The organism is Tepidimonas sp. HKU77 (genome assembly GCF_049728535.1).
GTDB lineage: Bacteria > Pseudomonadota > Gammaproteobacteria > Burkholderiales > Burkholderiaceae_C > Tepidimonas.
The window spans coordinates 477,262-502,050 of the sequence record NZ_CP187300.1 but is presented as its reverse complement, the minus strand read 5'-3'; the positions used below and the strand labels follow the sequence as shown (position 1 = coordinate 502,050).

28 protein-coding genes are annotated in these 24,789 nt (G+C 67.4%); 17 read left to right on the top strand and 11 right to left on the bottom strand.

What is annotated here, in order from left to right; all coding sequences use genetic code 11:
* The first annotated feature begins 299 nt into the window (after positions 1 to 299).
* From ettA to ACPP3B_RS02340, 3 genes are read left to right on the top strand one after another with little or no spacing between them, the layout of a single operon-like run.
* Positions 300 to 1,964 (top strand): energy-dependent translational throttle protein EttA, encoded by a 1,665-nt coding sequence (ettA, locus tag ACPP3B_RS02350; RefSeq protein WP_314226665.1) that lies wholly within the window; start codon positions 300 to 302, stop codon positions 1,962 to 1,964.
* A 2-nt stretch (positions 1,965 to 1,966) separates the two neighbouring features.
* The gene (locus ACPP3B_RS02345) at positions 1,967 to 2,554 is read left to right on the top strand and encodes a DUF1415 domain-containing protein (protein WP_424859604.1); all 588 of its coding nucleotides are present in this window, start codon (positions 1,967 to 1,969) and stop codon (positions 2,552 to 2,554) included.
* 36 nt (positions 2,555 to 2,590) lie between these two features.
* Positions 2,591 to 3,304, top strand: coding sequence for a helix-turn-helix domain-containing protein (locus ACPP3B_RS02340; protein ID WP_424859603.1), 714 nt, complete (start codon positions 2,591 to 2,593; stop codon positions 3,302 to 3,304).
* Positions 3,305 to 3,319: 15 nt separating this feature from the next.
* Here the strand turns inward: ACPP3B_RS02340 and ACPP3B_RS02335 are convergent, their stop codons facing one another.
* Positions 3,320 to 3,811: a YqaA family protein gene (locus tag ACPP3B_RS02335; protein ID WP_424859602.1), complete on the bottom strand. Its 492-nt coding sequence runs from the start codon at positions 3,809 to 3,811 to the stop codon at positions 3,320 to 3,322.
* Positions 3,812 to 3,911: 100 nt separating this feature from the next.
* On the opposite strand from ACPP3B_RS02335, the gene dusB reads away from it, so the two are divergent.
* The 3 genes from dusB to purH are packed head-to-tail and all read left to right on the top strand — an operon-like array spanning position 3,912 to position 6,801.
* The gene (dusB, locus tag ACPP3B_RS02330) at positions 3,912 to 4,925 is read left to right on the top strand and encodes a tRNA dihydrouridine synthase DusB (RefSeq protein ID WP_299018570.1); all 1,014 of its coding nucleotides are present in this window, start codon (positions 3,912 to 3,914) and stop codon (positions 4,923 to 4,925) included.
* The gene (locus tag ACPP3B_RS02325) at positions 4,922 to 5,161 is read left to right on the top strand and encodes a helix-turn-helix domain-containing protein (protein ID WP_424859601.1); all 240 of its coding nucleotides are present in this window, start codon (positions 4,922 to 4,924) and stop codon (positions 5,159 to 5,161) included. Before dusB ends, ACPP3B_RS02325 begins: the two co-directional genes overlap by 4 nt.
* A gap of 53 nt (positions 5,162 to 5,214) precedes the next feature.
* The gene (gene purH / locus ACPP3B_RS02320) at positions 5,215 to 6,801 is read left to right on the top strand and encodes a bifunctional phosphoribosylaminoimidazolecarboxamide formyltransferase/IMP cyclohydrolase (protein ID WP_299018574.1); all 1,587 of its coding nucleotides are present in this window, start codon (positions 5,215 to 5,217) and stop codon (positions 6,799 to 6,801) included.
* A 46-nt stretch (positions 6,802 to 6,847) separates the two neighbouring features.
* On the opposite strand, the gene ACPP3B_RS02315 is transcribed toward purH, so the two are convergent.
* Together ACPP3B_RS02315 and ACPP3B_RS02310 are read right to left on the bottom strand one after the other, a co-directional pair.
* Positions 6,848 to 7,633: an SAM-dependent methyltransferase gene (locus tag ACPP3B_RS02315; protein ID WP_424859600.1), complete on the bottom strand. Its 786-nt coding sequence runs from the start codon at positions 7,631 to 7,633 to the stop codon at positions 6,848 to 6,850.
* A gap of 8 nt (positions 7,634 to 7,641) precedes the next feature.
* Positions 7,642 to 8,238 (bottom strand): Maf family nucleotide pyrophosphatase, encoded by a 597-nt coding sequence (locus ACPP3B_RS02310; RefSeq protein ID WP_424859599.1) that lies wholly within the window; start codon positions 8,236 to 8,238, stop codon positions 7,642 to 7,644.
* Positions 8,239 to 8,304: 66 nt separating this feature from the next.
* Between ACPP3B_RS02310 and ACPP3B_RS02305 the strand changes: the two genes are divergently transcribed.
* Genes ACPP3B_RS02305 through ACPP3B_RS02290 form a run of 4 tightly spaced genes read left to right on the top strand, consistent with a single transcriptional unit; the run spans position 8,305 to position 12,012 of the window.
* Complete coding sequence (locus ACPP3B_RS02305; protein ID WP_424859598.1) at positions 8,305 to 8,673, top strand: Rieske (2Fe-2S) protein; 369 nt, start codon at positions 8,305 to 8,307, stop codon at positions 8,671 to 8,673.
* A 36-nt stretch (positions 8,674 to 8,709) separates the two neighbouring features.
* Complete coding sequence (locus ACPP3B_RS02300; RefSeq protein ID WP_424859597.1) at positions 8,710 to 9,717, top strand: S49 family peptidase; 1,008 nt, start codon at positions 8,710 to 8,712, stop codon at positions 9,715 to 9,717.
* A 14-nt stretch (positions 9,718 to 9,731) separates the two neighbouring features.
* The gene (locus ACPP3B_RS02295; protein ID WP_424860129.1) at positions 9,732 to 10,961 is read left to right on the top strand and encodes an FAD-dependent monooxygenase; all 1,230 of its coding nucleotides are present in this window, start codon (positions 9,732 to 9,734) and stop codon (positions 10,959 to 10,961) included.
* A 46-nt stretch (positions 10,962 to 11,007) separates the two neighbouring features.
* On the top strand, positions 11,008 to 12,012 hold the full coding sequence (locus ACPP3B_RS02290; protein ID WP_424859596.1) for a Bug family tripartite tricarboxylate transporter substrate binding protein: 1,005 nt from the start codon (positions 11,008 to 11,010) through the stop codon (positions 12,010 to 12,012).
* Between the two features lie 164 nt (positions 12,013 to 12,176).
* Here the strand turns inward: ACPP3B_RS02290 and ACPP3B_RS02285 are convergent, their stop codons facing one another.
* A complete protein-coding gene (locus ACPP3B_RS02285; RefSeq protein ID WP_424859595.1) occupies positions 12,177 to 13,691 on the bottom strand; it encodes a potassium/proton antiporter in 1,515 nt (504 codons plus the stop codon).
* A 29-nt stretch (positions 13,692 to 13,720) separates the two neighbouring features.
* Between ACPP3B_RS02285 and msrA the strand changes: the two genes are divergently transcribed.
* On the top strand, positions 13,721 to 14,266 hold the full coding sequence (gene msrA / locus ACPP3B_RS02280) for a peptide-methionine (S)-S-oxide reductase MsrA (RefSeq protein WP_299020337.1): 546 nt from the start codon (positions 13,721 to 13,723) through the stop codon (positions 14,264 to 14,266).
* Positions 14,267 to 14,295: 29 nt separating this feature from the next.
* Entirely contained in the window at positions 14,296 to 15,282 is a 987-nt protein-coding gene (locus tag ACPP3B_RS02275; protein WP_424859594.1) for an AEC family transporter, read from the top strand.
* Here the strand turns inward: ACPP3B_RS02275 and ACPP3B_RS02270 are convergent.
* On the bottom strand, positions 15,272 to 15,727 hold the full coding sequence (locus tag ACPP3B_RS02270) for a hypothetical protein (protein ID WP_299020342.1): 456 nt from the start codon (positions 15,725 to 15,727) through the stop codon (positions 15,272 to 15,274). The two genes, ACPP3B_RS02275 and ACPP3B_RS02270, sit on opposite strands and share 11 nt — an antisense overlap.
* A gap of 4 nt (positions 15,728 to 15,731) precedes the next feature.
* Positions 15,732 to 16,265, bottom strand: a complete 534-nt coding sequence (locus tag ACPP3B_RS02265; RefSeq protein WP_424859593.1) for an N-acetyltransferase family protein — start codon at positions 16,263 to 16,265, stop codon at positions 15,732 to 15,734.
* Positions 16,266 to 16,380: 115 nt separating this feature from the next.
* Between ACPP3B_RS02265 and rpsP the strand changes: the two genes are divergently transcribed.
* The 5 genes from rpsP (at position 16,381) to ACPP3B_RS02240 (ending at position 20,055) form a co-directional block, all read left to right on the top strand.
* Entirely contained in the window at positions 16,381 to 16,650 is a 270-nt protein-coding gene (rpsP, locus tag ACPP3B_RS02260) for a 30S ribosomal protein S16 (protein ID WP_299020346.1), read from the top strand.
* 14 nt (positions 16,651 to 16,664) lie between these two features.
* A complete protein-coding gene (rimM, locus tag ACPP3B_RS02255) occupies positions 16,665 to 17,258 on the top strand; it encodes a ribosome maturation factor RimM (protein ID WP_424859592.1) in 594 nt (197 codons plus the stop codon).
* A 26-nt stretch (positions 17,259 to 17,284) separates the two neighbouring features.
* A complete protein-coding gene (gene trmD / locus ACPP3B_RS02250) occupies positions 17,285 to 18,094 on the top strand; it encodes a tRNA (guanosine(37)-N1)-methyltransferase TrmD (protein WP_424859591.1) in 810 nt (269 codons plus the stop codon).
* A gap of 108 nt (positions 18,095 to 18,202) precedes the next feature.
* The gene (rplS, locus tag ACPP3B_RS02245) at positions 18,203 to 18,559 is read left to right on the top strand and encodes a 50S ribosomal protein L19 (RefSeq protein WP_299020354.1); all 357 of its coding nucleotides are present in this window, start codon (positions 18,203 to 18,205) and stop codon (positions 18,557 to 18,559) included.
* A 158-nt stretch (positions 18,560 to 18,717) separates the two neighbouring features.
* Complete coding sequence (locus ACPP3B_RS02240) at positions 18,718 to 20,055, top strand: DUF3422 family protein (protein WP_424859590.1); 1,338 nt, start codon at positions 18,718 to 18,720, stop codon at positions 20,053 to 20,055.
* Positions 20,056 to 20,103: 48 nt separating this feature from the next.
* On the opposite strand, the gene ACPP3B_RS02235 is transcribed toward ACPP3B_RS02240, so the two are convergent.
* From ACPP3B_RS02235 to ftsY, 5 genes are all read right to left on the bottom strand, one after another.
* Positions 20,104 to 21,069: an IS481 family transposase gene (locus ACPP3B_RS02235; protein ID WP_424859251.1), complete on the bottom strand. Its 966-nt coding sequence runs from the start codon at positions 21,067 to 21,069 to the stop codon at positions 20,104 to 20,106.
* A 76-nt stretch (positions 21,070 to 21,145) separates the two neighbouring features.
* The gene (locus ACPP3B_RS02230) at positions 21,146 to 21,742 is read right to left on the bottom strand and encodes a c-type cytochrome (protein WP_424859589.1); all 597 of its coding nucleotides are present in this window, start codon (positions 21,740 to 21,742) and stop codon (positions 21,146 to 21,148) included.
* Positions 21,743 to 21,888: 146 nt separating this feature from the next.
* A complete protein-coding gene (locus ACPP3B_RS02225) occupies positions 21,889 to 23,175 on the bottom strand; it encodes an NAD(P)/FAD-dependent oxidoreductase (RefSeq protein WP_299020395.1) in 1,287 nt (428 codons plus the stop codon).
* Positions 23,176 to 23,196: 21 nt separating this feature from the next.
* Complete coding sequence (locus ACPP3B_RS02220; protein WP_424859588.1) at positions 23,197 to 23,496, bottom strand: c-type cytochrome; 300 nt, start codon at positions 23,494 to 23,496, stop codon at positions 23,197 to 23,199.
* A 181-nt stretch (positions 23,497 to 23,677) separates the two neighbouring features.
* Positions 23,678 to 24,775 carry a signal recognition particle-docking protein FtsY gene (ftsY, locus tag ACPP3B_RS02215; RefSeq protein WP_424859587.1) on the bottom strand — a complete coding sequence of 366 codons (1,098 nt, stop codon included), beginning with the start codon at positions 24,773 to 24,775 and terminating at the stop codon, positions 23,678 to 23,680.
* Between the last annotated feature and the right edge of the window lie 14 nt (positions 24,776 to 24,789).

The following is a 24,789-nucleotide window of genomic DNA, read 5'->3' as shown; positions in this document are numbered from 1 at the left end:
GCCGGGGCGCGCGGCATCGGCCCTCGCCGCTTGCCGGCGGCACCCCGGTGGGTGCGTCGCGCGGATTGGGCGGCTCAGTCAGGGGCAGATGGGGTCAAAGGGTGAGCCGAGGGTGCCGACGACGGTGCAAAGACCTGACGGCGTGCCCGTGGGCCCGGGCATCCATGCCGATCGGGACACGACTGCTGGACCCGATCAACCGCGATTGTGGCATAACTGGGATAATCGCAAGGAACCCGGGCCGCGTACCCGGGACATTTTTTTCACGATCCGTTGCTTTTTTCTCGAGGGGTGCCCCGATGGCCCAGTATGTGTTTACGATGAACCGCGTCTCCAAGACCGTGCCGCCCAAGCGGCAGATCTTGAAAGACATCTCGCTGAGTTTCTTCCCTGGCGCCAAGATCGGCGTGCTCGGCCTCAACGGTGCGGGCAAGTCCACGCTGCTCAAGATCATGGCGGGTGTGGACAAGGACTTCGAGGGCGAGGCGGTGCCGATGCCCGGTATCAAGATCGGCTATCTGCCGCAAGAGCCGCAGCTTGACCCCGAACAGACCGTGCGCCAGGCGGTGGAAGAGGGCATCGGCGGCGCACTGGCGGCCAAGAAGCGCCTGGAGGAGGTGTACGCCGCCTACGCCGACCCGGACGCGGACTTCGACAAGCTGGCGGCCGAGCAGGCCGAGCTGGAGGCCATCATCGCCGCAGCGGGCAGCGAGAATACCGACCTGCAACTGGAGCTGGCCGCCGACGCGCTCAACCTGCCGCCGTGGGATGCGCTGATCAAAAACCTCTCCGGCGGCGAAAAGCGCCGCGTGGCGCTGTGCCGCCTGCTGCTGTCCAAGCCCGACATGCTGCTGCTGGACGAGCCCACCAACCACCTGGATGCCGAGAGCGTGCACTGGCTGGAGCAATTCTTGCAGCGCTTCCCCGGCACCGTGGTGGCCATCACCCACGACCGCTACTTCCTGGACAACGCGGCGGAGTGGATTCTGGAGCTCGACCGCGGCATGGGTATCCCGTACAAGGGCAACTACTCGCAGTGGCTGGAGCAGAAGGAGCGCCGCCTGGAGCAAGAGCAAAAGGCCGAAGACGCCCGCCGCAAGGCGATGAAGGAGGAGCTCAAGTGGGTGCGCTCCAACGCCAAGGGCCGCCAGGCCAAGAGCAAGGCGCGCCTGCAGCGCTTCGAGGAACTGAGCGACTATGAATACCAAAAGCGCAACGAGACCAACGAGATCTTCATCCCCGTGGCCGAGCGCCTGGGCTCGCAGGTCATCGAGTTTCGCAACGTCAGCAAGTCGTTCGGCAATCGCTTGCTCATCGATAACCTGAGCTTTTCCGTCCCGGCGGGGGCCATCGTCGGCATCATCGGGCCCAACGGCGCGGGCAAATCGACCCTGTTTCGCATGATCCAGGGCGTGGAAAAGCCCGACAGCGGCGAGATCATCATCGGTCAGACCGCCAAGCTGGCGTTCGTCGACCAAAGCCGCGACTCGCTCGACGGCGACAAGACGGTGTGGGAAGACGTCTCGGGCGGGCTCGACAACATCGTCGTGGGCAAATTCGTCATGCCCAGCCGCGCCTACCTGGGGCGCTTCAACTTCAAGGGTAACGACCAGCAAAAGCTGGTCAAAAACCTCTCCGGTGGCGAGCGCGGCCGTTTGCACCTGGCCAAGACGCTGGCCAAGGGCGGCAACGTGCTGCTGCTGGACGAGCCCTCCAACGATCTGGACGTCGAAACCCTGCGCGCGCTGGAGGAGGCGCTGCTGGAGTTTGCGGGCAGTGCGCTCGTCATCAGCCACGACCGCTGGTTCTTGGACCGGATTTGTACCCACATCCTGGCCTACGAGGGCGACAGCCAGTGGTATTTCTTCGACGGCAACTTCACCGAGTACGAGGCCGACAAGGTGCGCCGCCTGGGCGAAGAGGGCGCGCGGCCCAAGCGCGTGCGCTTCAAGTCGCTGGCGTGACCATGACGACGACTCCTCACGCCACGCCCGCAGCAGCCCCCGCCCCCGACGTGGCGGCGGTGGAGGCGGACATGCGCCGCTGGGTCGAGCGCGCCGTCATCGGCCTGAACCTGTGCCCGTTCGCCAAGGCGGTGTGGGTGAAAAACCAGGTGCGCATCGCGGTCAGCCAGGCGCGGCACCTGGACGCGTTTCTGGACGATCTGGACGCCGAGCTGCTGCGCCTGCGCGACACGCCGCCGGAGGTGCTGGACACCACGCTGCTGGTGTACCCGACCTTGTTTCCGGACTTTTTCGTCTTCAACGACTTCTTGGACGTGGTGGACCGTGTGATCGCCGAGCACGACTTGGGGGGTGTGATCCAGGTCGCGCCGTTCCATCCGGACTTCGTGTTCGACGGGGTGGAGCCCGACGACATCACCAACGCCACCAACCGCGCCCCTTACGCCACGCTGCACCTGTTGCGGGAGGACAGCGTGGCGCGGGCGGTGGCCTCGGGCGAGCCGGCCGAGGCGATCGTCGCCCGCAATCTGGAAACGCTGCGGCAACTGGGGGCGCAAGGCTGGCGCCGCCTGCTCGACGCGCCGCAGTGACGCAAAAAAGCGAATGCCTGCTAATATTGCGTCAAAATGACGACAGTGAAACCCGAAAAGCCGCCGATCGAACCACCGCCCGACACCGAGTCGTACTACACGACGCTCGAGGTAGCCCGTATGCTGGGCATGGCGGTGCGGTCGGTGCAGCTCATGGTCGATCGCGGTGACCTGCAGGCGTGGAAGACACCAGGCGGGCATCGCCGCATCACCGGCGCATCGTTGCAGCGCTGGCTGGCCAACAGCGGCGCCGGGCTCATACCGCCAGCGGCGACGCGGGCGGCGCGGCCGCGCCGCAGTGGCGCCCGCGGGCAGCGCTCACCCCGCATTTTGCTCATCGAAGACTCGTCGCATTCTCAGCAGTTGGTGCGGCTGCTGGTGCGGCAACGCTTTCCGCGCGCGGAGCTGCACATCGCGGGCGATGGCATCGCGGGGTTGGTGTCGTTCGGGCAATTGCGGCCCGATTTGCTCATCGTGGACATCCTGCTGCCCGGCATCGACGGTGCCTCCATGGTCATGGGGCTGCGCCAGCACGAGCTCTGTGGTAGTTGTGGGCTGATCGTGCTGACGGCGCTGGACGAAGCCGACCGGCGCGACTACGCGCACGCGCTGCAGGACGTGCCCGTGGTGCACAAGCCAAACCTGGTGCGTGAACTGCCGCCACTGATCGAGCGCCTGCTGGGGCAGCGGTTTCCCGATGTGGTCGAGTCCTCCGCCGGGCAAGTAGGGGACACGGTCAGGAAGCGCTGACGCGGGGGGGCGTCGTCAACCGGCCAGCCCCGACCAGTCGGCGGGAATCAGCCACAGCAGCCCTGCCGTCATGAGGGTGTAGCGCAGAAATTTGCCGATGGCCATGTAGACCACGCACGGCAGCAGCGGAAACTTGAGCCAGCCCGCCACCGCGCACAGCGGGTCGCCCACCACGGGCAGCCAGCTCAGCAGACAGGCCTTCGGCCCGAAGCGCTCCAGCCAGTCCAGCGCGCGCAGGTGGGTGGGGGAGCCGCGGGCGCGGTCGATGGCGGCGTGCGCGCCGTAGCCCATCGCCCACGAGACCACGCCGCCGAGCGTGTTGCCGATGGTGGCCACCAGCACGGCAGGCCAAAACAGGTCCGGGTTGAGCTTGACGAGCCCGAACACCGCGGGCTCCGACCCCATGGGCAGCAGCGTCGCCGACACGAACGCGACCACGAACACGGTGGTCAGGCCCACTTCGGGCAGGGCGAGCGTGTGCAGCAGCGAGGTGATCCAGGCGTCCATGGTCGCGGATGATGACGGGCGCCCGCAGTATAGGGGGTGGGGCATGGGCTGGTTACAATCGCGCAGATTTCCCTTCCCCAACCTCCCCCGTGTCTTTGCCATGACCGCCGGCCCCGCGATCGGCCCCTATGTGCTGCCCAACCGGCTGTTCGTCGCGCCCATGGCGGGTGTGACGGACCGGCCCTTTCGGCGTTTGTGCAAGCGGCTGGGGGCGGGTTATGCGGTCAGCGAGATGATCACGTCGCGCCCCGAATTGCGCGATAGCCTCAAGACCGCCCGGCGCGCCAACCATGTGGGCGAGGTGGGCCCGATCGCGGTGCAAATCGCGGGCACCGACCCCGAGATGATGGCCGAGGCGGCGCGATACAACATCGACCGTGGCGCGCAGATCATCGACATCAACATGGGCTGCCCGGCCAAGAAGGTGTGCAACCGCTGGGCGGGCTCGGCGCTGATGCAGGACGAGGCGCGCGCGCTGGCGATCATCGAGGCGGTGGTGGCCGCGTGTGAGCCGCACGGCGTGCCCGTGACACTGAAGATGCGCACCGGCTGGTGTGCGCAGGTCAAGAACGCCCCCGTGCTGGCGCGCGCGGCCGAAAGCGCTGGCGTGCGGCTGCTGACCATCCACGGCCGCACGCGCGAGCAAGGCTATCGCGGCCAGGCCGAACACGAGACGGTGGCGGCCATCAAGGCCAGCGTGCGCATTCCGGTGGTGGCCAACGGCGACATCGACAGCCCCCAGGCCGCCGAGCGCGTGCTGCGCACGACTGGGGTGGACGCGGTGATGATCGGCCGGGCGGCGCAGGGCCGGCCGTGGCTGTTTCGCGACATCGGCCACTACTTGGCGACCGGCCGCCTGCCCGCGCCGCCCACACGCGCCGAGTTGCGCACCTGGATGCTCGAGCACCTGCATGACCACTACGACCTGTACGGCGAACACAGCGGGGTGCGCAGCGCGCGCAAGCATTTGCTGTGGTACCTGCGCTCGCTGGGCGGGTCGGCGATGGCGCAGCAGCGTCTGCGCGACGCGGTGCTGACCGCCGAGACCTGCGCGGCGCAGCTGGCGGCGGTGCAGGGCTTCTTCGACGATTTCGACCTTCCGTTGGCCGCATGAACCCCCCGGCGCTGCCCGACTGTGTACGGGCCAATCTCGAGGCGTACTTTGCCGACCTGGGCGACACCGAACCCGCCAATTTGCACGACATGCTCGTGCGCGCGGTGGAAAAGCCCCTGCTCGAGATGGTGATGGCCCGTGCGCGCGGCAACCAGTCGCGGGCCGCGCAGTGGCTGGGCCTCAACCGCAACACGCTGCGCAAAAAATTGCTCGAGCATGGTCTGCTCGGCGACTGACATTCGTTTTGCCCTTCTCCCAACGGCCGCCATCCCCTCAAGGACCCCCGACGATGAAAGCCCTGATTTCCGTTTCCGACAAGACCGGCGTGCTGGACCTGGCGCGCGAGCTGCACGCGCTGGGCGTGACGCTGATTTCCACTGGTGGCACGGCACGCCTGTTGGCCGACGCCGGCCTGCCCGTGACCGAGGTGGCCGAGGTCACGGGCTTTCCCGAGATGCTCGACGGCCGGGTCAAGACGCTGCACCCGGTCATCCACGGCGGCCTGCTGGCGCGGCGCGACGTGCCCGCGCACATGGCGGCGCTGCAGCAGCACGGTATCGACACCATCGACTTGCTGGTGGTCAACCTGTATCCGTTCGAGGCCACCGTGGCGCGCGACGGCTGCACGCTGGGCGACGCGATCGAAAACATCGACATCGGCGGCCCGGCCATGGTGCGCTCGGCGGCCAAGAACTGGCGCGACGTGGCCGTGCTGACCGACCCGGCACAGTACCCCGTGGTGCTGGCCGAACTCAAGGACGCGGGCCGCGTCAGCGACGCGACGCGGCTGCAACTGGCCATCGCCGCGTTCAACCGTATCGCCCAGTACGACGCGGCGATCAGCCAATACCTGTCGGCGCTGGATTTGTCAGCGGGCGTGCCGGCGGCCGACGCGGTGCCGGCGCGCCACGCGTTTCCAGGTCAGTTCAACGCCTGCTGGACCAAGCTGCAAGACCTGCGCTACGGCGAAAACCCCCATCAGCAGGCCGCCTTCTACCGCGACCCCGACGCGCCGGCCGGGTCGCTGGTCAGTGCGCAGCAGTTGCAGGGCAAAGAGCTCTCCTACAACAACATCGCCGACGCCGATGCGGCGTGGGAGTGTGTCAAGGGGTTTGCGGCGCCCGCGTGCGTGATCATCAAGCACGCCAACCCGTGTGGCGTGGCGCTTGGCACCACGCCGCTGGAGGCGTACCGCAAGGCGTTCCAGACCGACCCGACGAGTGCGTTCGGCGGCATCATCGCCTTCAACCGTGCCCTGGACGGTGAGGCGGCACAGGCGGTGGCGCAGCAGTTCGTCGAGGTGCTGATCGCGCCCGATTTCACGCCCGAGGCGCTGGCGGTGTTTCGTCCCAAGGCGAATGTGCGGCTGCTGCGCATCGCGCTGCCGGCGGACGCGGCCACGACTCGCAACCGCTGGCATTTGCAGCGCGTCGGCGGTGGCGTGCTGGTGCAGACGGCCGATCACCACGTGCTGCGTGCGTCGGACCTTAAAGTGGTCACCGAGCGCCGGCCCACGCCCGAGCAGCTACAGGATCTGTTGTTTGCGTGGTCGGTGGCGCAGTACGTCAAGAGCAACGCCATCGTCTTTTGCAAGGACGGCATGACGATGGGCGTGGGCGCGGGCCAGATGAGCCGGCTCGACTCCGCCCGCATCGCCAGCATCAAGGCGCAGGCGGCCGGCCTGAGCCTGCAGGGCACGGCGGTGGCGAGCGACGCCTTTTTCCCGTTCCGCGACGGGCTGGACGTGGTGGTCGACGCCGGGGCCACGTGCATCATCCAGCCGGGCGGGTCGGTGCGCGACCAAGAGGTGATCGACGCCGCCAACGAGCGCGGCGTGGCCATGGTCTTCACGGGCGTGCGGCACTTCCGGCACTGACCGGGCCCCGGCGGCGGTACCGTGGCGCCGCCGGGGTGGCGGCGCGTCAGGTGCCGAGCACGAACACCGCAGGCAGGTGCAGCGGCAGTGCGGGCGGCTGGCGGCGCCAGTCGGCCACGCGGGCGGCGTGTACGGCCTGGGTCGGCAGTCCCAGTCCGCACGCCAGTGCCAGCCGGGTGTCGGGCCGCAGCCCCTGCAACGCGGCCTGCAGCAATGCGGCGTTGCGGTAGGGGGTCTCGATGAACACTTGGGTCTGTCGCAGGCGGTGGGCGGTGGCTTCCAGCTCGCGCAGGCGTGCGGCGCGCTCGGCAGCGCCTTGGGGCAGATAGCCGACGAAGGCGAAATGCTGGCCCTGGCAGCCGCTGGCAGCCAGGGCCAGCATCAGCGATACGGGGCCGGTCAGCGGCACCACCGGTATCCCCAGTGCGTGGGCGGCGCGCACGATGGCGGTGCCCGGGTCGGCGATGGCGGGCATGCCGGCTTCGCTGACCAAGCCCAAGGCGTGGCCCTGCTGCGCGGGCGCGAGCAGCGCACGCGCCTGTGCGTCGGCGCCGGCCACAGGGTCGCCGTGCTTGTGCCAATCGCGCGGCAGCTGGGCGATGTGTTGTTGCTGCAGCGGCACGGCCAGCGGTCGCACCCCCTGTACGCGTTTCAGAAACGCGCGCGCGCTCTTGGCGTTCTCGGCGATCCAGTGCGTCAGCCCGGCGGCGATGTCGATCGTCGCCGCCGGCAGCGCATCGCGCAGATCCAACGCGGTGTCGCAGCCGAAATCCAGCGGCGTCGGCACCAGGTACAGCGTGCCGGGGGCCACCGCGGTGCCCGAAGGTGGCATGGGCGTGCTCATGGCAGCGTCAACCCCGCGCCGCGCAGCAGGCGCGCGGTGCGAATCAGCGGCAGGCCCACCAGGGCCGTGGGGTCGTCGCTGACGATAGCGTCGAGCAGTGCGATGCCCAGTCCTTCGCTTTTGGCGCTGCCGGCGCAGTCGTAGGGACGCTCGGCGAGCAGGTAGCGCTCGATCTCGTCGTCGCTGAGGTCGCGAAAGCGCACCTGTACCGCGGCATCGTCCTGCGCCGCGTAGCCGGTGGCGATGCAGACCACGGCCAGCGCGGTGTGAAAGACCACGGTGCGCCCGCGCATGGCGCGCAGTTGGGCAACGGCGCGCTCGTGCGTACCGGGCTTGCCCAGTGCCACGCCATCCAGGTCGGCCACCTGGTCACTGCCGATGACGATGGCCTGCGGGTGGCGCCGCGCGACCGCGTCGGCTTTGGCATGCGCGAGCCGACGCGCGAGGGTGGCCGGGGCTTCGCAGGGCAGCGGCGTTTCGTCCACGTGGGGCGCGGCGGTGTCGAAAGGCAGCTGCAGGCGCTCGAGCAGCGCGCGCCGGTACGGCGAAGTCGAGCCGAGGATCAACGGACGGGGCAAGGTTGGCGATGACATCCTATGATTGTCGCTGTTGGCGAGGGGTGGTGCGCGCGGCGGCGAGGACAAGAGGAGCGGGGTGACATGGAGGCGTCGGAAGACAAGGATGCGGCGGCCATGCCGTGGCATGCGCTGTGCTACTCGGCCGATTTGATCGACGGCGGCGATGCGGTGCCGTTCGACGTCCGCTATCGCGGGCAGACCTGCCGCGCGTTTGCGATCCGCTTCCAGGGTCGGGTGTACGCCTACCTCAACCGCTGCAGCCACGTTGCCATGGAGATGGACTGGATGCCCAACCGCTTCTTCGACCTCACGCGCCAGTATCTGGTGTGTGGTGCGCACGGGGCGCTGTTCGATCCGCGCACCGGGCGCTGCGTCGGTGGCCCTGGGCGCGGGCCGCTGGTGTCGATTCGCGTCCAGGAACGCGACGGGGTGGTGTTTTGGCAGTCATAATACGATCTTCAACCGGTCGTTTTTTGAACCCCCACCATGGCATCTACCGAGACCCCACCGCCCGCCGACACCACTGCGCCGCCACCGCCGGCCACGACGCCGGCCGCGCCCGATGCGCCTGGCTGGGAGCGGGCGGTGATCGAGAAGCTGGCACTTGCGACGCTGCAAGAGCAGCGTGCTGCGCGCCGCTGGCGCAATTTTTGGCGTTCGGTCTGGCTGCTGCTGGCGGGCGTCGTGGTTTGGTTACTGTACCGCGACGTCGTGCCGTCGCCGCCCACTGCTGCCCCGCACACGGCGATGATCGAGGTGCGTGGCGCCATTAGTGCGGAGTCGGAAACCAATGCCGCCAATATCGTCGCGGCGCTGCGTTCTGCGTTCGAAGACCCGGGGGCCAAGGCCGTGGTGCTGTTGATCGACTCACCCGGCGGCAGCCCGGTGCAGGCGGGCATCATCAACGACGAGATCTGGCGCCTGAAGGAAAAGCACGGCAAGCCCGTCTACGCCGTGGTCGAAGAGACCTGCGCCTCGGCGGCCTACTACATCGCCGTGGCTGCTGACCGCATCTATGTGGACAAGGCCAGTCTGGTGGGCAGCATCGGCGTGCTGATGGACGGGTTTGGGTTTACCGGGCTGATGGACAAGCTGGGCGTGGAGCGGCGCCTGCTGACCGCAGGCGAGAACAAAGGGTTTCTCGACCCTTTTAGCCCCCAGACGGAGCGCCACCGCGCGCACGCGCAGCAAATGCTCGACGACATCCACCAGCAGTTCATCGAGGTGGTGCGCAAGGGGCGCGGTGATCGCCTGAAAGAAATACCCGAGATGTTCAGCGGCCTGGTCTGGACGGGGCAGCGCGCGCGTGAGCTGGGTCTGGCTGACGATCTGGGTAATTTGGACTATGTGGCACGCGAGGTCGTGCAGGCCGAAGAGATCGTCGACTATACCCAGCGCGAGAGCATTGCGCAGCGGCTCGCGCGGCGGTTCGGGACCGGCGCGGTCGAGGGGGCGTGGCGCATCGCGCGTTCGGCCTGGCCGACACTGCGCTGAGTTCGGGGCGGCGCGTGCAGGAGCGGGTCGTCATCGTCGGGGGGGGTATGGCCGGGCTGGGCGCGGCCTTGGCATGCGCGCGCGCGCGGCCCGAGATGTCGATCGACTTGTTCGAACGGGCGCCAGAGTTTTCCGAGGTGGGGGCGGGCATCCAACTCGGCCCCAACGCCGTGCGCGTGTTGCACGACTGGGGTTTGCAGCAGCCGCTGGAGGCGGTGGCGGCGTTTCCCTCCGAGCTGCGCGTGCGCGCGGCCGTCGATGGCCGGGTGCTGGGCCGTTTGGCCTTGGGTGAAGCGATGCGGCAGCGTTATGGCGCGCCCTATGCGACCATCCACCGCGCCGACTTGCACCGGCTGCTGCTGCAGGCCCTGCTGGAGACGACCACGGTGGCGTTGCACACGGGGCAGGCCGTCATCGGTCACCAGACGGACTCCGACGGGGTGGCGATCACCACCGCCAGCGGTGCCCGCTGGCATGCCGACGCCCTGCTGGCGGCGGATGGGGTGTGGAGCGCCATTCGCACCCGGCTGCTGGGCGATGGCCGCGCGGCGTTCAGCGGCCATCTGGCCTACCGAGGTATGGTGCGCCGGGAGGATTTGCCGGCCGCCTTGCGCACACCGCAAGTCGTGGCCTGGCTTGGGGCCTGCATGCATGCCGTGCACTACCCCGTGCGCGCCGGTGAGTGGCTCAATGTCGTGGTGGTGGTCGAAGGCCCGTTGCCCCCGGCCGACGTCGAAGGCTGGGACCACGAAGCGCGCGTGGCCGAGCTGCGCCAGCGTGTGGGCCGCACGCACGAAGATTTGGACGCTGTGTTGAGGGCGGTGCCCGGCTGGCGCCTGTGGCCGCTGCACGTGCGCGCGCCAATGCGGGGGCCGCACGAGCATGCCCAGGGACGGGTGGCGCTGCTGGGCGACGCCGCGCATCCGACGCGGCCCTATCTGGCCCAGGGTGCGGCGATGGCACTGGAAGACGCGTGGGCGCTGGGGCGGCTGTTGGCGGCACAGTCCCGCACGGCGGTCGCGGACTGGCCCGTCTTGCTGGCTCGCTGGGCGCAGGGGCGCTGGGCGCGCAACGCCCGCGTGCAAGCCCGCTCGCGGCGCAATGGGACGGTCTTCCACGCCCGCGGGGCCCTGCGTTGGGCACGCGATGCGGCCCTGGCGTTGCTTGGCGAGCGGGCGCTCGACCAGCCGTGGTTGTATGGTGGGGCACCGGATCCACTGGCGGAGGCCGTCATCCGTGCGTGAAAGGCGCAGCGTTTGGCATGATGACGGCGCCGCCGCATGGGGCGGGATGCAGGAAGCGCCGATTCGGTTGCGCCGCTGGCTGTTGCGGGCGGCCGTGTCGGCTGCCGCGGGTGTCTGGGCCGTGCATGGGCGGGCCAACCCCATCCCGCCGGCGATTGCGTGGCCCACACGCCCATTGCGGCTGGTGGTGGGCTTTCCGCCGGGGTCGTCCGCAGACGAACTGGCGCGGGCACTGGAAGCGCCCCTATCCGAGGCGTTGGGTCAGCCCATCGAGATCGATAACCGTCCGGGCGCGGCGGGTGCGTTGGCCGCGTCGGTCGTGGCCCGCGCGAGCGACGATCACACGGTGGGATTGCTGTCGTGGGTGCATCTGACCGTGGCGCGGGATCTGAACCCGGCCGTGGGCTACGATCCCCTTGTCGACCTGCAGCCGGTGACCCTGGTTGCCACGGCGCCGCTGGCGTTGTGTGTCGCGCCGCGCTTGGAGTTACGGGCCGCCGCCGCGGTGCGCGCGATCCAGCGCGCGGGCGTTGCTTGGTATTACGGCAGTCCGGGAGTGGGGTCGCCATTCCATTTGGGCATGGAGTTGCTCAAGGCGGCGGCGGACTGGCAGGTGGCCCATGTACCCTATCCAGGTAATGCCCAGGTCGTCAATGCGCTGCTGCAGGCCGATGTGCAGTTGGCGCTGCTGCCGCCGTCGCTGGTGCTGCCATACTGGCGCGTCGGCAAACTGCCGGTGATCGGGGTCACATCGGCAACCCCCAGCGCGCTGCTGCCACGTGTGCCGCCGCTGGCGCAATTGGGGGTGACGGGGTTTGCCTTTGAACACTGGTATGCCTTGGCGGGCCCGCGCTCGTTGACGCCGGAGCAGGCGCTCTACCTGGCCCAGCGAGTGCGGCAGGTATTGCGCCAGCCGGCTCTGCAGCAGCGGTTGCAGTCGCTGGGGTGGGTCGCCCGAGGCTCCACCCCCGCCGCGCTGGCGCGCAGGGTGGCGGCAGAGTACGATCGCGTGCATGCGCTGATCGAGCGGCAGCACATCCGCCAGCCTTGACATGACCGCTCCCGCCACTGACGACTTGCCCGACGGGCTCAGGCTATCCCCATGCCCGCCGGTGCCGCGCGCAGCGCCTGGATTGGCACGAGCGCCTGGTGGTCGACAAGCACGGGATCGGCGGCATCCCTGGCACGCGCGGTTCGTGGGCGATGCGCTGGCCGTCATGACCGCCGTGGCGCCGCCTGCGCGGATCCGTCGCCCTCTTCCTCGATGCGGATGCCCACCCGCTCGATCGCCCCCTCGTGCACGCGGCGAACGCTCAGTTCGGCCGGCCCCCAGCGCAGTTGATCGCCCTCGACCGGCCGGTGTTGGCACACACGGTGAAACCACTCGCCTACGGTGAGCTGCTCGTCCTCGATCGGGGGCCAGCCGTAGAACTGGCACAGCGACGCCATGGGGGTGTCGGCCGGTACCTCGAAGTCGCCGTACACCTGTCGCGCGGCGACCGGATCGTCGCGGTCGGGCAGCGCGACGCCCGTGCGTCGCGCTGCCCAGGGTAGGGTAGTGCCTTGCAGCAGCAGCGACGCGAGCACCACGACGAACGCGATGTTGAAGAATGTCGTGGCACCCTCGACGCCCGCCATCACCGGAAACACTGCCAGCACGATCGGCACCGCACCGCGCAGGCCGACCCAGGCGATGAACCCGATCTCATGCGGCGGAAAGTGAAACGGCCGCAGGCACAGCCAGACCGCCACGGGGCGGGCCAGCAGCATCAACACCGCGGCCACTCCCAGCGCCGGCAGCAGCGTGCGCAGCGCCTCGGTGGGGGTCACCAGCAGCCCCAGCAGCAGGAACATGCCTGCCTGGGCCATCCAGGCGTATCCGTCCATCGCTTGCAGCGCCGGGGCAACCGAGCCGCGGGCGCGGTTGCCGACCACCAGCCCGAAGATGTACACGGCAAGAAACCCCGAGCCGCCGATCCAGGTCGTGAACGCGAACACCGCCAATCCTGCCGACAGCAGCAGCAGCGCCCGCACTCCGCTGGCCGGTCGGGTCAACCGTGCGAGCAGATGCAGACCTTCAGCCAGTGCCCAGCCCAGTCCGCCACCGATCACCAGCCCCCAGCCGAACTGCTGTAACAGCGACAGCAGCGGCTCCCATCCCGCCGTCAGCGATAGCGGCCCCGGCGTCATGGCCAGTCCGGTCAGCGCCAGGGTCAAAAACACGGCCATCGGGTCGTTCAGGCCCGATTCGATTTCCAGCGTCGAGGCGACACGTTCGTTGAGCCGCACGCCCGACGTCTGCAACAGCGAGAAAACGGCGGCGGCGTCCGTGGAGCCGACGATGGCGCCGAGCAGAAGCGCGAGCCGCCAGTTCAGGTCCATCAGCAGCCATGCACCCACTCCGGTGAGCGCCGCACTCACCGCGACCCCCACCGTGGCCAGCATCAGCGAGGGCTGCAGGCCAGTGCGGAAAGTGGCATAGCGTGTGCGCAGTCCGCCGTCGAGCAGGATCACCGCCAGGGCCACATTGCCGACCCAGAAGGCCAGCCGAAAATCCTCGAACACCACGCCGCCAGGGCCATCTTCGCCAAGCAGCATGCCCGCGACTAAAAACACCAGCAGGAACGAAAAGCCCAGTCGCGCCGAGAACAGGCCTGCCACCAGGCTCAGCAGCAGCAGCGCCGACGCGGTCAACAGCGGCAATGCCAGAAAATCCAGAGACAGCATCATGGTGTCGTGACCGTAGCAGAATTCGGACCATGACGACTGAAACCCTGGTGTTGGCGGGCGGCTGCTTTTGGTGCACCGAGGCGGTGTTCGACCGCGTGCGCGGCGTGCTCGACGTCGAGTCCGGCTACAGCAACGGGCAGGCCGCGCGCCCGACGTATGAGGACGTGTGCAGCGGCCGCACCGGCTGCGCCGAGGTCGTCCGGCTCGTCTACGACCCGGCGGTGATCGGCGTGCGCGAGCTGTTGACCATCTTCTTCGCGATCCACGACCCCACCACGCCCAACCGCCAGGGGGCCGACGTGGGCACGCAATACCGCAGCGGCATCTACTGGACCACGCCCGAGCAGGCCGCGGTGGCGCGCGCACTCATCGACGAACTGCAGGCCGAGGGCGTGTTCGATGCCCCCATCGTGACCGAGGTCGAGCCGTTGCGCCACTACTGGCCCGCCGAGGACTACCACCAGGACTTTTTTGCGCGCCACCCCCATCATGGCTACTGCCTGGCGGTGGCCGCGCCAAAGGTGGCCAAGCTGCGGCGTGCGTTTGCGTCCTACCTCAAGCCCGGCACGGGCTGAGTCCCCGGGGTCGCCCAGGTGCCAGCGCGATGGCGCTTCGCCCCGTTACACTGCCGGGCGTGAGCGTTGCCGACCATCCCGTCTTCCAGTCGCTCGCGCCGGTGTTTCTGCTCATCGGTGCGGGGGTGTTGGCCGGGCGCCGTGGCTGGGTGGCGGCCACAGCCGTCAAGGATCTGTCGAACCTGGTCTTTCTGCTGCTGATTCCGGCGCTGCTGTTTCGCACCATGAGCCAGGTGCGGCTGGAGGCGCTGGACTGGCGGCCCATCGCCGCCTACTTCAGCGCCGCGCTGCCGTGGCTGCTGCTGCAAATGGCGTGGCGCGGCTGGCACGCGCGTGGTATCGTGCTCGCGTTGGGGGGCACGTTTTCCAATCTGGTGATGATCGGCATCGCGCTCATCACCCTGGCTTACGGACAGCCCGGCGTGGTCACGCTGTTGACGCTGATTGCGGTGCATGCGCTGATCCTGCTGACGGTGGCGTCGGTGGCGTTGGAGCTGGCCGAGGGGCGCACCAGCCCCGGGGGCGAGCCGGGCGTGCGCTTGTGGCGCGCTGCGTGGTCGGCGGTGCGCGGCTCGGTCATCCACCCCATCCCGCTGCCCATCGCTTGCGGGCTGCTGTGGGGGCAGACCGGCATCGCCCTGCCCACCGTGGTGGACAAGCCGTTGCACCTGTTGGGGCAGGCGTTCGGCCCGCTGGCGCTGGTGCTGGTGGGCATCAGTTTGGCCTATACGCCATGGCGCGCACACTGGCGCGACGCGGTGTCGGTGACGGTGGCCAAAAACCTGGTGCTGCCGGTGTTGGTCGGCGCGAGCGCCTGGCTGTGGAGCGTGCGCGGTTTGCCGCTTGCCGTACTGGTCGTGGCTGCAGGGGTGCCCGTCGGGGCGAACGTCTTTTTGTTCGCGCAGCGCTACCGCGTGGCGCAGGCCGAAATCACCGCGGCCACAGGGCTGTCGACCGCTGCTGGCGTGCTGACGCTGAGCGCCTGGATGCTGTTACTTGCGCGCTTCACTGGCTGATGCGCAAGCCCTCTTCGATCTGGTATTCGAAGTAGCGCTGAAAGCTGAATGCCAGCCCGGCCATCAACGCCGTCGCGCCCAGCATGAGCGACAGCACCACGGCCACGATCGTGAGCCAATTCGTGGCACCCGGCCCCGCATCGGCCGGCAGTTCTGGGTTGTGCCGTGTGTTCCAGCGTTCGGGCGGCTGCAAGGCATACACGATGGCCGACAAGCACGCCGCGACCAGCCCCAACCCCAAAAATGGCAGCAGCACCCACGACAGCTTGTCGTCTTGCCCGTAGGACAGCACCCGGTCCACCCCCCAAAAACCGAGGGCGGTCGGGATGGCGTGGACCCAACCCCACACGTCGCTCAAGCCGTACAGGTAAAAACGGTGCCAGCCCAGGCCGCCGCCGATGAAGGCCAGCCACGCGGCGATGGTTTTGTTGCGGGGGTGTCGCATGCCGTTATTGTGGTGCTGGCGGTGTCTGGTCGCCAGGCCCCAGGGTTTTTTCCATCAACACGATGTCGAGCCAACGGTCGAACTTCCAGCCGCACGAGCGCACCACGCCCACGCGCTCGAAGCCGAGCGCCGTGTGCAGGCCGATCGAGCCCGCGTTGGCCGAGTCGCCAATCACCGCGATGACCTTGCGGATGCCGCGCGCCTCGAGCTGCGCGAGCAGCTCGGCCAGTAGCGCCCGACCCAGCCCGCGGCCGGCTACCTGTGGCGCCAGGTAGATCGAATCCTCCACCGAATAGCGGTAAGCCGCGCGGGGTTTGAACCAGTTGCCATAAGCGAACCCCGCCACTTCGCCGTCGACCTCGATCACCAGCCAGGGCAGTCCCTTGGCCAGCACGTCGGCGCGGCGCGCCGCCATGTCGGCCACGCTGGGGGGCTCGGTCTCGAACGTGCCGGTGCCGTGCCGGACGTGGTAGGCGTAAATGTGTGCGATGGCGTTCAGGTCGTCATCGCGACTGGGGCGGATCAGGGTGGGTTTCACAGCATGCGGGGTATAATGGCAGGTTTGCAACGTTTCGCTGGCCGGGTGGCCAGTCGTCCGTGTCTCAGGCGTTGCCTTTCCACCGTCTCGTCGAACCTGTTTGCAAGGATAACCCATGGTCGTGATCCGACTCGCCCGTGGCGGCTCGAAGGCCCGCCCGTTCTACCACATCGTCGTCGCCGACAAGCGCTGCCGTCGCGATGGCCGCTTCATCGAGCGCATTGGTTTTTACAACCCGATCGCGCGCGGCAACGACGTGCCGCTCAACATCGCGCAAGACCGCCTGACCTACTGGCTGGGCGTCGGCGCCCAGCCGTCCGACACGGTGGCCCGTCTGCTCAAGCAGGCGCCCAAGGTCGTCCCGGCCGAAGCTGCCGCCGCTTGAGGCGGCCCATCCCCATGGCCGAAGCCCTGCCCTGGCAGGTGGCCGAGCTGCCCGCTGATGCGGTCGAGATTGGCCACATCCAGGAGCCGTGGGGGTTGCACGGCTGGTCGCACGTGCACGCGATCAGCCGCGGTGGCGACACACTGCTGCACGCGCGTCACTGGTATTTGCAGCCCCCAGCTCCGCGCGCTGGGGCGCGCGTGCGCCCGTTCGATGCCTTCGCCGGTACCGTCGCCGTCACCGTAGCCGAGGCACGCTGGCACGGCGACGGCGTGGTCGTGCGCTTCGACGGCGTGTCCGACCGCGAGGCGGCGCAATCCCTGCGTGGCGCGCGCATTTTCATTTCCCGCGCTGACTTTCCCCCCACCACCGACGCGGACGAATACTACTGGGTCGATCTGATCGGACTGCAGGTCGTCAACCGTGAAGGCGTGATGCTGGGCGTGGTCGAGGATCTGTTGTCCACTGGCCCGCACGCGGTGCTGTGCTTGCGCGACGGCAGCGGCGATGCCGCCGTCGAGCGCATGATCCCGTTCGTCGCCGCCTACGTGGACACGGTCGATTTGGCGGCGCGCCGCATCACCGTCGACTGGCAGCCTGATTACTGACCCGTCCCGACCGACGTGTCGCTGCCATGCGTTTCGACGTCATCACGCTGTTTCCCGAACTGATCGAACCGTACTTGACGGTGGGGGTGACGCGCCGCGCCTTTGCCTCCGGGGCGGTCCAGGTGCGCCTGTGGCGCTTGCGCGACTTTGCCGAGGGGCCATATCGCCGCGTGGATGATCGCCCCTTTGGCGGGGGGCCAGGAATGGTCATGCTGGCCGAGCCGCTGCACCGATGCTGGCAAGCCGTGCGCGCCGACCGGGGCCTGGCCGCCTGCCGTGTACCGGGGGCGCCGGTGGACGTACCCACGGTGCTCTTTTCGCCGGCGGGCGAGCGCCTGTCGCACACCGTGGTGAGTCGCTACGCGCAACCCGGCGGCCCGGGTGCGATTTTGGTGTGCGGCCGCTACGAGGGCGTGGACCAGCGCTTCATCGATGCTTGCGTGGACGAGCAGCTCAGCCTCGGGGACTTCGTGCTCTCGGGCGGCGAGATCGCTGCGGTGGCGCTGCTCGATGCGGTGGCGCGCTTACAGCCGGGCGTGCTGGGTGATCAGGCCAGCGCCGAGCAAGACAGCTTCAACCCCGCACTGGACGGTTTGCTCGACTGCCCGCACTACACCCGGCCGGAGGTATGGGAGGGACCCGGCGGCGCGATGAGCGTGCCGTCGGTGTTGCTGTCGGGCCACCATGCACAGATCGAGGCCTGGCGTCGGGCCCAACGGGTCCAGATCACGGCGCAGCGCCGTCCCGACCTGCTCGCGCAGGCGCGCGCTCAAGGTCGGCTGCGGCCGTCGGATGAGCAGCTGTTGCGCGAACTGGGTTACAATAGAGAGCTTTGATCCTCTGTCTGGCTTCGGGTGTTTGATAATAAAAGCAACCCCGGGCGGGCTGGCGCAAGGGCGCTGGTTCGTGCAGTGTGCAGCGCAGACACGATCGTGGATGAGACCATGAACCTGATCCAAATCCTCGAGCAGGAAGAAATCGCTCGCCTGAACAAGACCATCCCTGACTTTGCCCCCGGTGACACCGTGGTGGTCAACGTCAACGTGATCGAAGGCAACAAAAAGCGCGTGCAGGCCTACGAGGGCGTTGTCATCGCCAAGCGCAACCGCGGTTTCAACTCCAGCTTCATCGTGCGCAAGATCTCCAACGGTGAAGGCGTGGAGCGCACCTTCCCGCTGTACAGCCCGTTGATCGCCAGCATCGAGGTCAAGCGCCGCGGCGACGTGCGCCGCGCCAAGCTCTACTATCTGCGCGGCCGCACCGGCAAGGCGGCCCGTATCAAAGAAAAGCTGGGCGCGTAAGCGGACAGCTTTCACCAAAAGCTGGGCGCGTAAGCGGACAGCTTTCACCAGAAGCTGGGCGCCTGTGCGCCTTGAGTGCCGAAAACCCCGCCGGGCCGGCTGGCTTGGCGGGGTTTTTTCATCGGGAATTCGTCCGGCGTTATGCTATGGTTGCATCCATGACGCCAGACGATGCCATTGGGGGTATCAGCGCCGTCTTGCCCCCTGACGACAGCCGCCGCCGTGCCCTGCACAACGAGGTGCACGCGCGGCCGACCGCGCGTATTCGCCTGCCTGCGCTGGTGGTGTATGTGGCCGTGCTCAACGAAGGGGTGGATCGCGCACAGGAGCTGCAACATCTGCGGCGACTGCCCGGGCAGGAGGGGTTGACCGAGGCCGATCTGCAGGCGCACTTTCTGCGTCTGCGTTGCCCGGGGGGCTTTACCCTGAAATGGGAACGCCACACCGAGTTTACCCGTTACTCACTCGTACAGCCCTTGCCGCCCGAGGCCGGCCTGGAGGCGACGGATCCCCCTTTGTTGCCATCGCTGAAGGTGGCGTCCGACTGGTGGGCGGCCATCCCGGGACGCACCATCTGCGCCATCCAGTTGGCCATGGTCACAGCCGATTTGGCGGATCCGCCGAGCTTGCTCGCGCAGGCGCGCCGCTGGTTTGGTAATCAGCCCGTGGTCGCATCCCTCATCGGACGCGAGGGGCATTCGATCGTCGTGACCGATTTTCGGCTGCGGGGTAGCGGTTTCGAGCGCATGCTCGTGTTGGCGCCGCCAGAGACGAGCGAAACCCGCGCTGGCCGCATCTCGGCGCGGCTGGTCGAGCTGGAGACCTACCGCATGATGGCCTTGTTGGGGCTGCCGGTGGCCAAGATGCTGGCGGGCCCGCTTGCGCAAGCCGAGGCGCGGCTGGCTCGCCTGACGGCTGATATGGAGGCCAAGACCACATCCGATCAAGCCTTGCTGGACGAGCTCGTCGGGTTGGCGGCCAGCATCGAGCGCGCAATCGCCGAGCACGGCTACCGCTTCTCGGCCACGCGCGCCTACGACCACATCGTCAACCAGCGCATCGCCGAACTGCGCGAGCAGGCCATCCCCGGTACACAGACGATCAGCGAATTCATGCGTCGGCGGCTGGCGCCGGCCATTGCAACCGTGGTCTCGACCGAGCAGCGGCTGGTCGCGCTGTCGGAGCGCATCGCGCGTACCAGCGCCTTGTTGCGCACCCAGGTCGATATCGCGCGCGAGGAACAGAACCGGGTCTTGTTGGAAAAGCTGACCCGCGGGCAGGCACTGCAGTTGCGCTTGCAATCGACGGTCGAAGGGCTGTCGATCGCGGCCATCTCGTATTACGTGATCAGTCTGGTGCTCTACGGGGCGAAAGCGCTGAAGTCGGCAGGCGTGCCCCTGCATCCCGAGTTGACGGCGGGGGCCGCCATGCCGCTGGTGCTATGGGCCGTTTGGCGCTTGACTCGGCGCATCCACGCGCGCCTGCACGTCGATTGACCTCGCCTCGAAGAGCGGGGGGCCTTTGGCCCCAGGCTCATTTGGTGCTTAGGTGTCAGGTCCCGGACGATTACGTGGTTTGAAGATGAAAAGATCGGGGCGTTGAGCGTACCACTTTTTCAAGGCCTCCAGAGGTGTTATGTGTCCGATTGCCTTCTGGGGTAAATGATGGTTGTACAGCCAAACATAACGGGTCAAGGTAGTCTCGAGGTCCTCGGCGCTGTTGAAGTGATGGGTGGCAAGGACCTCGGCAATACGGCCGTTGAAGCGTTCGACCATGCCATTGGTCTGAGGGTGTCTGGGCTTGGTGAGGCGATGCTCGATGCCAAGGGCCTGGCAGAGCTGATCGAACTCGTGCTTCCCGGACGGTGCGCGCGCGCCTGAGGCGAAGAGGCGATCCGTGAACTCCTTGCCGTTGTCGGTGAGGATGTGCGTGATTCTGACCGGGCAGGTCTTGTGCAAGGCCTTCAGGAAGCTTCTGGCCGCGGCTGCGGTCTTGTTTGGCTTAATCTGGATGAAGACCCAACGGGTGGCGCGGTCAATGGCGACGAAGAGATAACGCCTCTGATGTTCGTCGGGCATCTGCGGCAGGTACTTGACGTCGATGTGCAGGTAGCCCGGCATGTAGGTCTTGAATGGCTTGGAAGCAGGCGCATCCTTGGCTTCACTGGGCAGTTGGGATAGGCCATGGCGCTTGAGCAGACGATACAGCCCAGAACGTGAGGCCCGGGGGTTGATGAACTCCCGTGTGACCACCAGCAGATCGTCAAGGGGTAGCTGGAGGGTCTTGCGCAGCTCCACCACCAAAAGCTCCTGCGCCGGGGTGAGCGTCGTCTGCAAACGATGCGCGGTATGCGGGCGATCTTCCACAAAGTCCCGACGCTTCCAGCGGCGGATGGTGTCTTCGGATACGCCCAACTCGGCTGCCAAGGCCGCAACCGACAAGGACGAGGACTGGATGTAGGCGCGGGTGGCGGGGGTTGTGGTGGCGTTTTTGTGTAGGCGAATAATCATGGTTGAGCGCTCCGGAGGTTGTCGATCAGCTCTCGCATCACTGCGCGACTAACGAAGAGTGCACGACGCGAAGGATCTATGCAATCGTCCGGAACCCTACACTTAGGTACTCCGCGACCGCGGCCATTTCGAGCTCGGACATCTTCTCCGCGACGGTATGCATCACGATATTGTCGTTGGTGCGTTGTCGCTGGTTGAACTGTTTGAGCTGCGTGAACAAATAGCCCGAGAATTGTCCTGCCAGCCGTGGCAGGTTGTTGGCACCGTGCCCATCGGGCCCATGGCAGCTCACACAGGCGGGTACACCGCTGAATTTGTTGCCGTTTTGGTAGATGTAGGCGCCGACCGCGGCCAATCCGGTGTCTTTGACATTTTCGCGCACGGCGGGCAGTTTTTCGTAATAACGGCCGAGGGCCAGCATCTCGTCGTCGGTGAGTTTGGCCACCATCTCGGCCATCGCGGTGCTCTTGCGCTCGCCTGTCTTGAAGGCTTTGAGCTGTTTGGCGATGTATTCCGCGTTCTGGCCCGCCAGACGGGGGAAGATTTCGCTGGTCGATTCCCCATTCTCGCCGTGACACATGAAGCAAGTGCCATTGGCGATCTTGCGGGCACGCGCTTCATCGGCCTGTGCGTGGGCCGACATGGCCGCCGTGGCCAACAACCCGACGGTCACGAGGGATCGAACCAGAAGGGAGGGGATTACGCAGGAAGCTCTCATAACCGTCTTATAGTCCGTGCTGATAAACCAATATGTCGGAGGGGAAAAACCCGACGCCGACTCCTGCGGGAGGTGTCGGCGTCGGGCGCCGCGCCGGACGCTCAGGCGAGCGTGTCCGCCCAGATGTTGCGCGCCCACGCCAGGGCGTAGCGGCCCTCGAGCTCGCTGGCACGCGCCGAGACGCCGCCCGAGCCCGGCACCGTCAGCATCGTCTTTTTCTCGGCGTCGTAGCGGTGCACGCTGGCCACGTGCACCACGTCTTCGTCGGTGACGAAGCTGTAGCAGGTGTTGGCGTACAGCGGCATCTTGGGCGGCTCTTTGCCCATGAGCAGACTGACGACCGCAGCGGCGCAGGTCTTGCCGTGCTGGTTGGCCATGTGACCGGACTTGGGCATGGCGGGTGCGATCTGGATCGCGTCACCCAGCACGTGAATGTTTTTGACCGCGACCGACTCGAAGGTCAGGAAGTCGACTTCACACCAGCGCTTGTTGGCGGTGGCCAGGCCGGTTTGCACCGCGATGTCGCCCGCGCGCATGTTGGGCACGACGTTGAGCACCGCGCCTTTGAAGTCGTCGTTGAACTCGAACTTGAGAGTGTTGGTGGCCACGTCCACGTCCACCACGCGGTGTTTGGGGCGGTATTCGATGATGCCCTTGTAGTGCTCGTCCCAGGCTTTCTTGAACAGCGCGGGCTTGGAAGTGACGTCGTCGTTGGCGTCGAAGATGATGACTTTGCTCTTGGGCTTGGCCTTCTTGAAGTAGTGCGCGACCATACAGGCGCGCTCGTAGGGCCCGGGCGGGCAGCGGTACGGGGCCAGTGGGATGGACAGCGCATACACGCCGCCGTCGGGCATCGCCTCGAGCTGCTGGCGCAGCGCCACGGTCTGCGGGCCGGCCTTCCAGGCGTGCAGCACTTTGTCTTGCGCGCCCGGCTTGTTCATGCCGGGCAAGGTTTCCCACATGAAGTCGATGCCGGGCGAGACGATCAGGCGGTCATAGCTGATCTCGCTGCCGCCAGCGAGCTTGACCACGCGCTTGGCCGGGTCGATTGCGGTGGCGCGGTCGCGTACGATCTTGACGCCGTGGCGCTTTTCCAAGTTCTCATAGGGAACGGTGATGTCGGCCATCTGCTTGATGCCGCCGATCACCAGGTTGGAGATGGGGCAAGAGATGAATTGCGCGTTGGGCTCGATCAGCGTCACGCGCACTTTGCCTTCGGAGAACAGGCGCGTGTACTTGGCGGCCGTGGCGCCACCATAGCCGCCGCCGATGACGACGACGTGGGGCCCAGAGCCGCCCGCCATGGGCGTGGCGCAACCCGAGATCAAACCCAAGGAGCCCAGCGCCGAGCCGGCCGCGACGGTAGAGACGAATTGGCGACGTTGCATCATGGTGTGACTCCTCAGGTGTTATTTTTTCTGCGCGGCGAAGTACGCGGCGATGGCGCGCAGCTCGTCGTCGGTGTAGCCCTTGCTGATCTGGTGCATGATGGTGGCGGGCTTGCGGCCAGCCTTGAAGTCGAGCAGCGTCTTGGTCATGTCATCGGCGTTTTTGCCAGCCAGGGCTTCCATACCCGGCTCAGCGCGGCCGTCGGTGCCGTGGCAGTTGGCGCAGGCGGCTGCCCACACTCTGACCTGGTCGACCTGGGCATGCGCCAGGGTGGCAGCGCCGAGCGCGCTGGCTACCAAGATGGTTCGAAGTGCGTTCATTGTCATGGGGCTCCTCTGGGGGTGTTGCGGCAACCGTGCCGAATCGGGACGAATATGTATCACGACGTGCTGATATAAGCAATTCGGGTAAATGCTAGTGGGCTAGCCTTCCCCAAGCTTACCGCGACGGGGCGGCGCGTCTATCGGGACAACCCCAACCCCGCAAGGGCGGCGCGGGTGTTCAGCCCAGCAGCGCTTGCGCAAACTCGCGCGCGTCGAAAGGTTGCAGGTCTTCGAGCTTCTCGCCAATGCCGATGAAGTACACGGGCAGCTCGCGCCCTTGTTCGCGCGCCCACATGGCGATGGCGGCCAGCACGCCGCCCTTCGCGGTACCGTCGAGCTTGGTGACGATCAGCCCCGTGAGCTGCAAGGCGGCGTCGAACGCTTTGACCTGGGCCAGCGCATTTTGGCCAGTATTGCCGTCGATGACGAGCAACACTTCGTGCGGCGCGCCGGGTTCCGCCTTGGCCACCACACGCTTGATCTTGCGCAGCTCCTCCATCAGATGCAACTGCGTCGGCAGGCGGCCCGCGGTGTCGACGATGACCACATCCTTGCCGCGCGCGCGCCCGGCCGAGACGGCATCGAATGCCACCGCGGCCGGATCGCCGCCCTCCTGGCTGACGATATCGACGCCGTTGCGCCGGGCCCAGACGTCGAGCTGATCGCGCGCAGCGGCGCGAAAGGTGTCGGCGGCGGCCAACAGCACCGTGGCGCCGTGCTGCGCCAGTTGCCAGGTGAGCTTGCCGATCGTCGTCGTTTTGCCCGCACCGTTGACGCCTGCCACCATCCACACGGTGGGCCCGTCGGGCTGGGCGCCGACGGCCAGCGGTTTTTGCAGGGGCGCGAGCCAATCGGCGATCACGTCCACCAGCAGCGCGCGCACCTGTTGGGCGTCGGTGGCTCGCTGCGCCTTGACGCGTCGCTTCAGGTCGTCGAGCAGGTGGGCCGTGGCCTGGGTGCCGGCATCGGCCATGAGCAGGGCCGCTTCGAGCTCCTCATACAGTGCGTCGTCGATGCGAGCCCCGACGAAGACCGAGGTGAGGCTGCTGCCGGTTTTGCGCAGACCGGCGGCGAGCCGCCCGAGCCAACCCTGGCGGGTGGCGGCGCTGTCTGTGCTGTCCGTCGGGGGGGCGCTGGCCGCGGCAGCCACCGCCGTCGTGGGTTCGGGCGCGGGCGCTGGTGCCGCCCCCGGCGCGGCGGTGGGCGCGGGGTCGACAAGCGGCTCCCCGGTGGGCTCGCGCGTGCCGAAGAACTTTTCTTTGAGAAATCGGAACATAAGAGCTTGCTGTC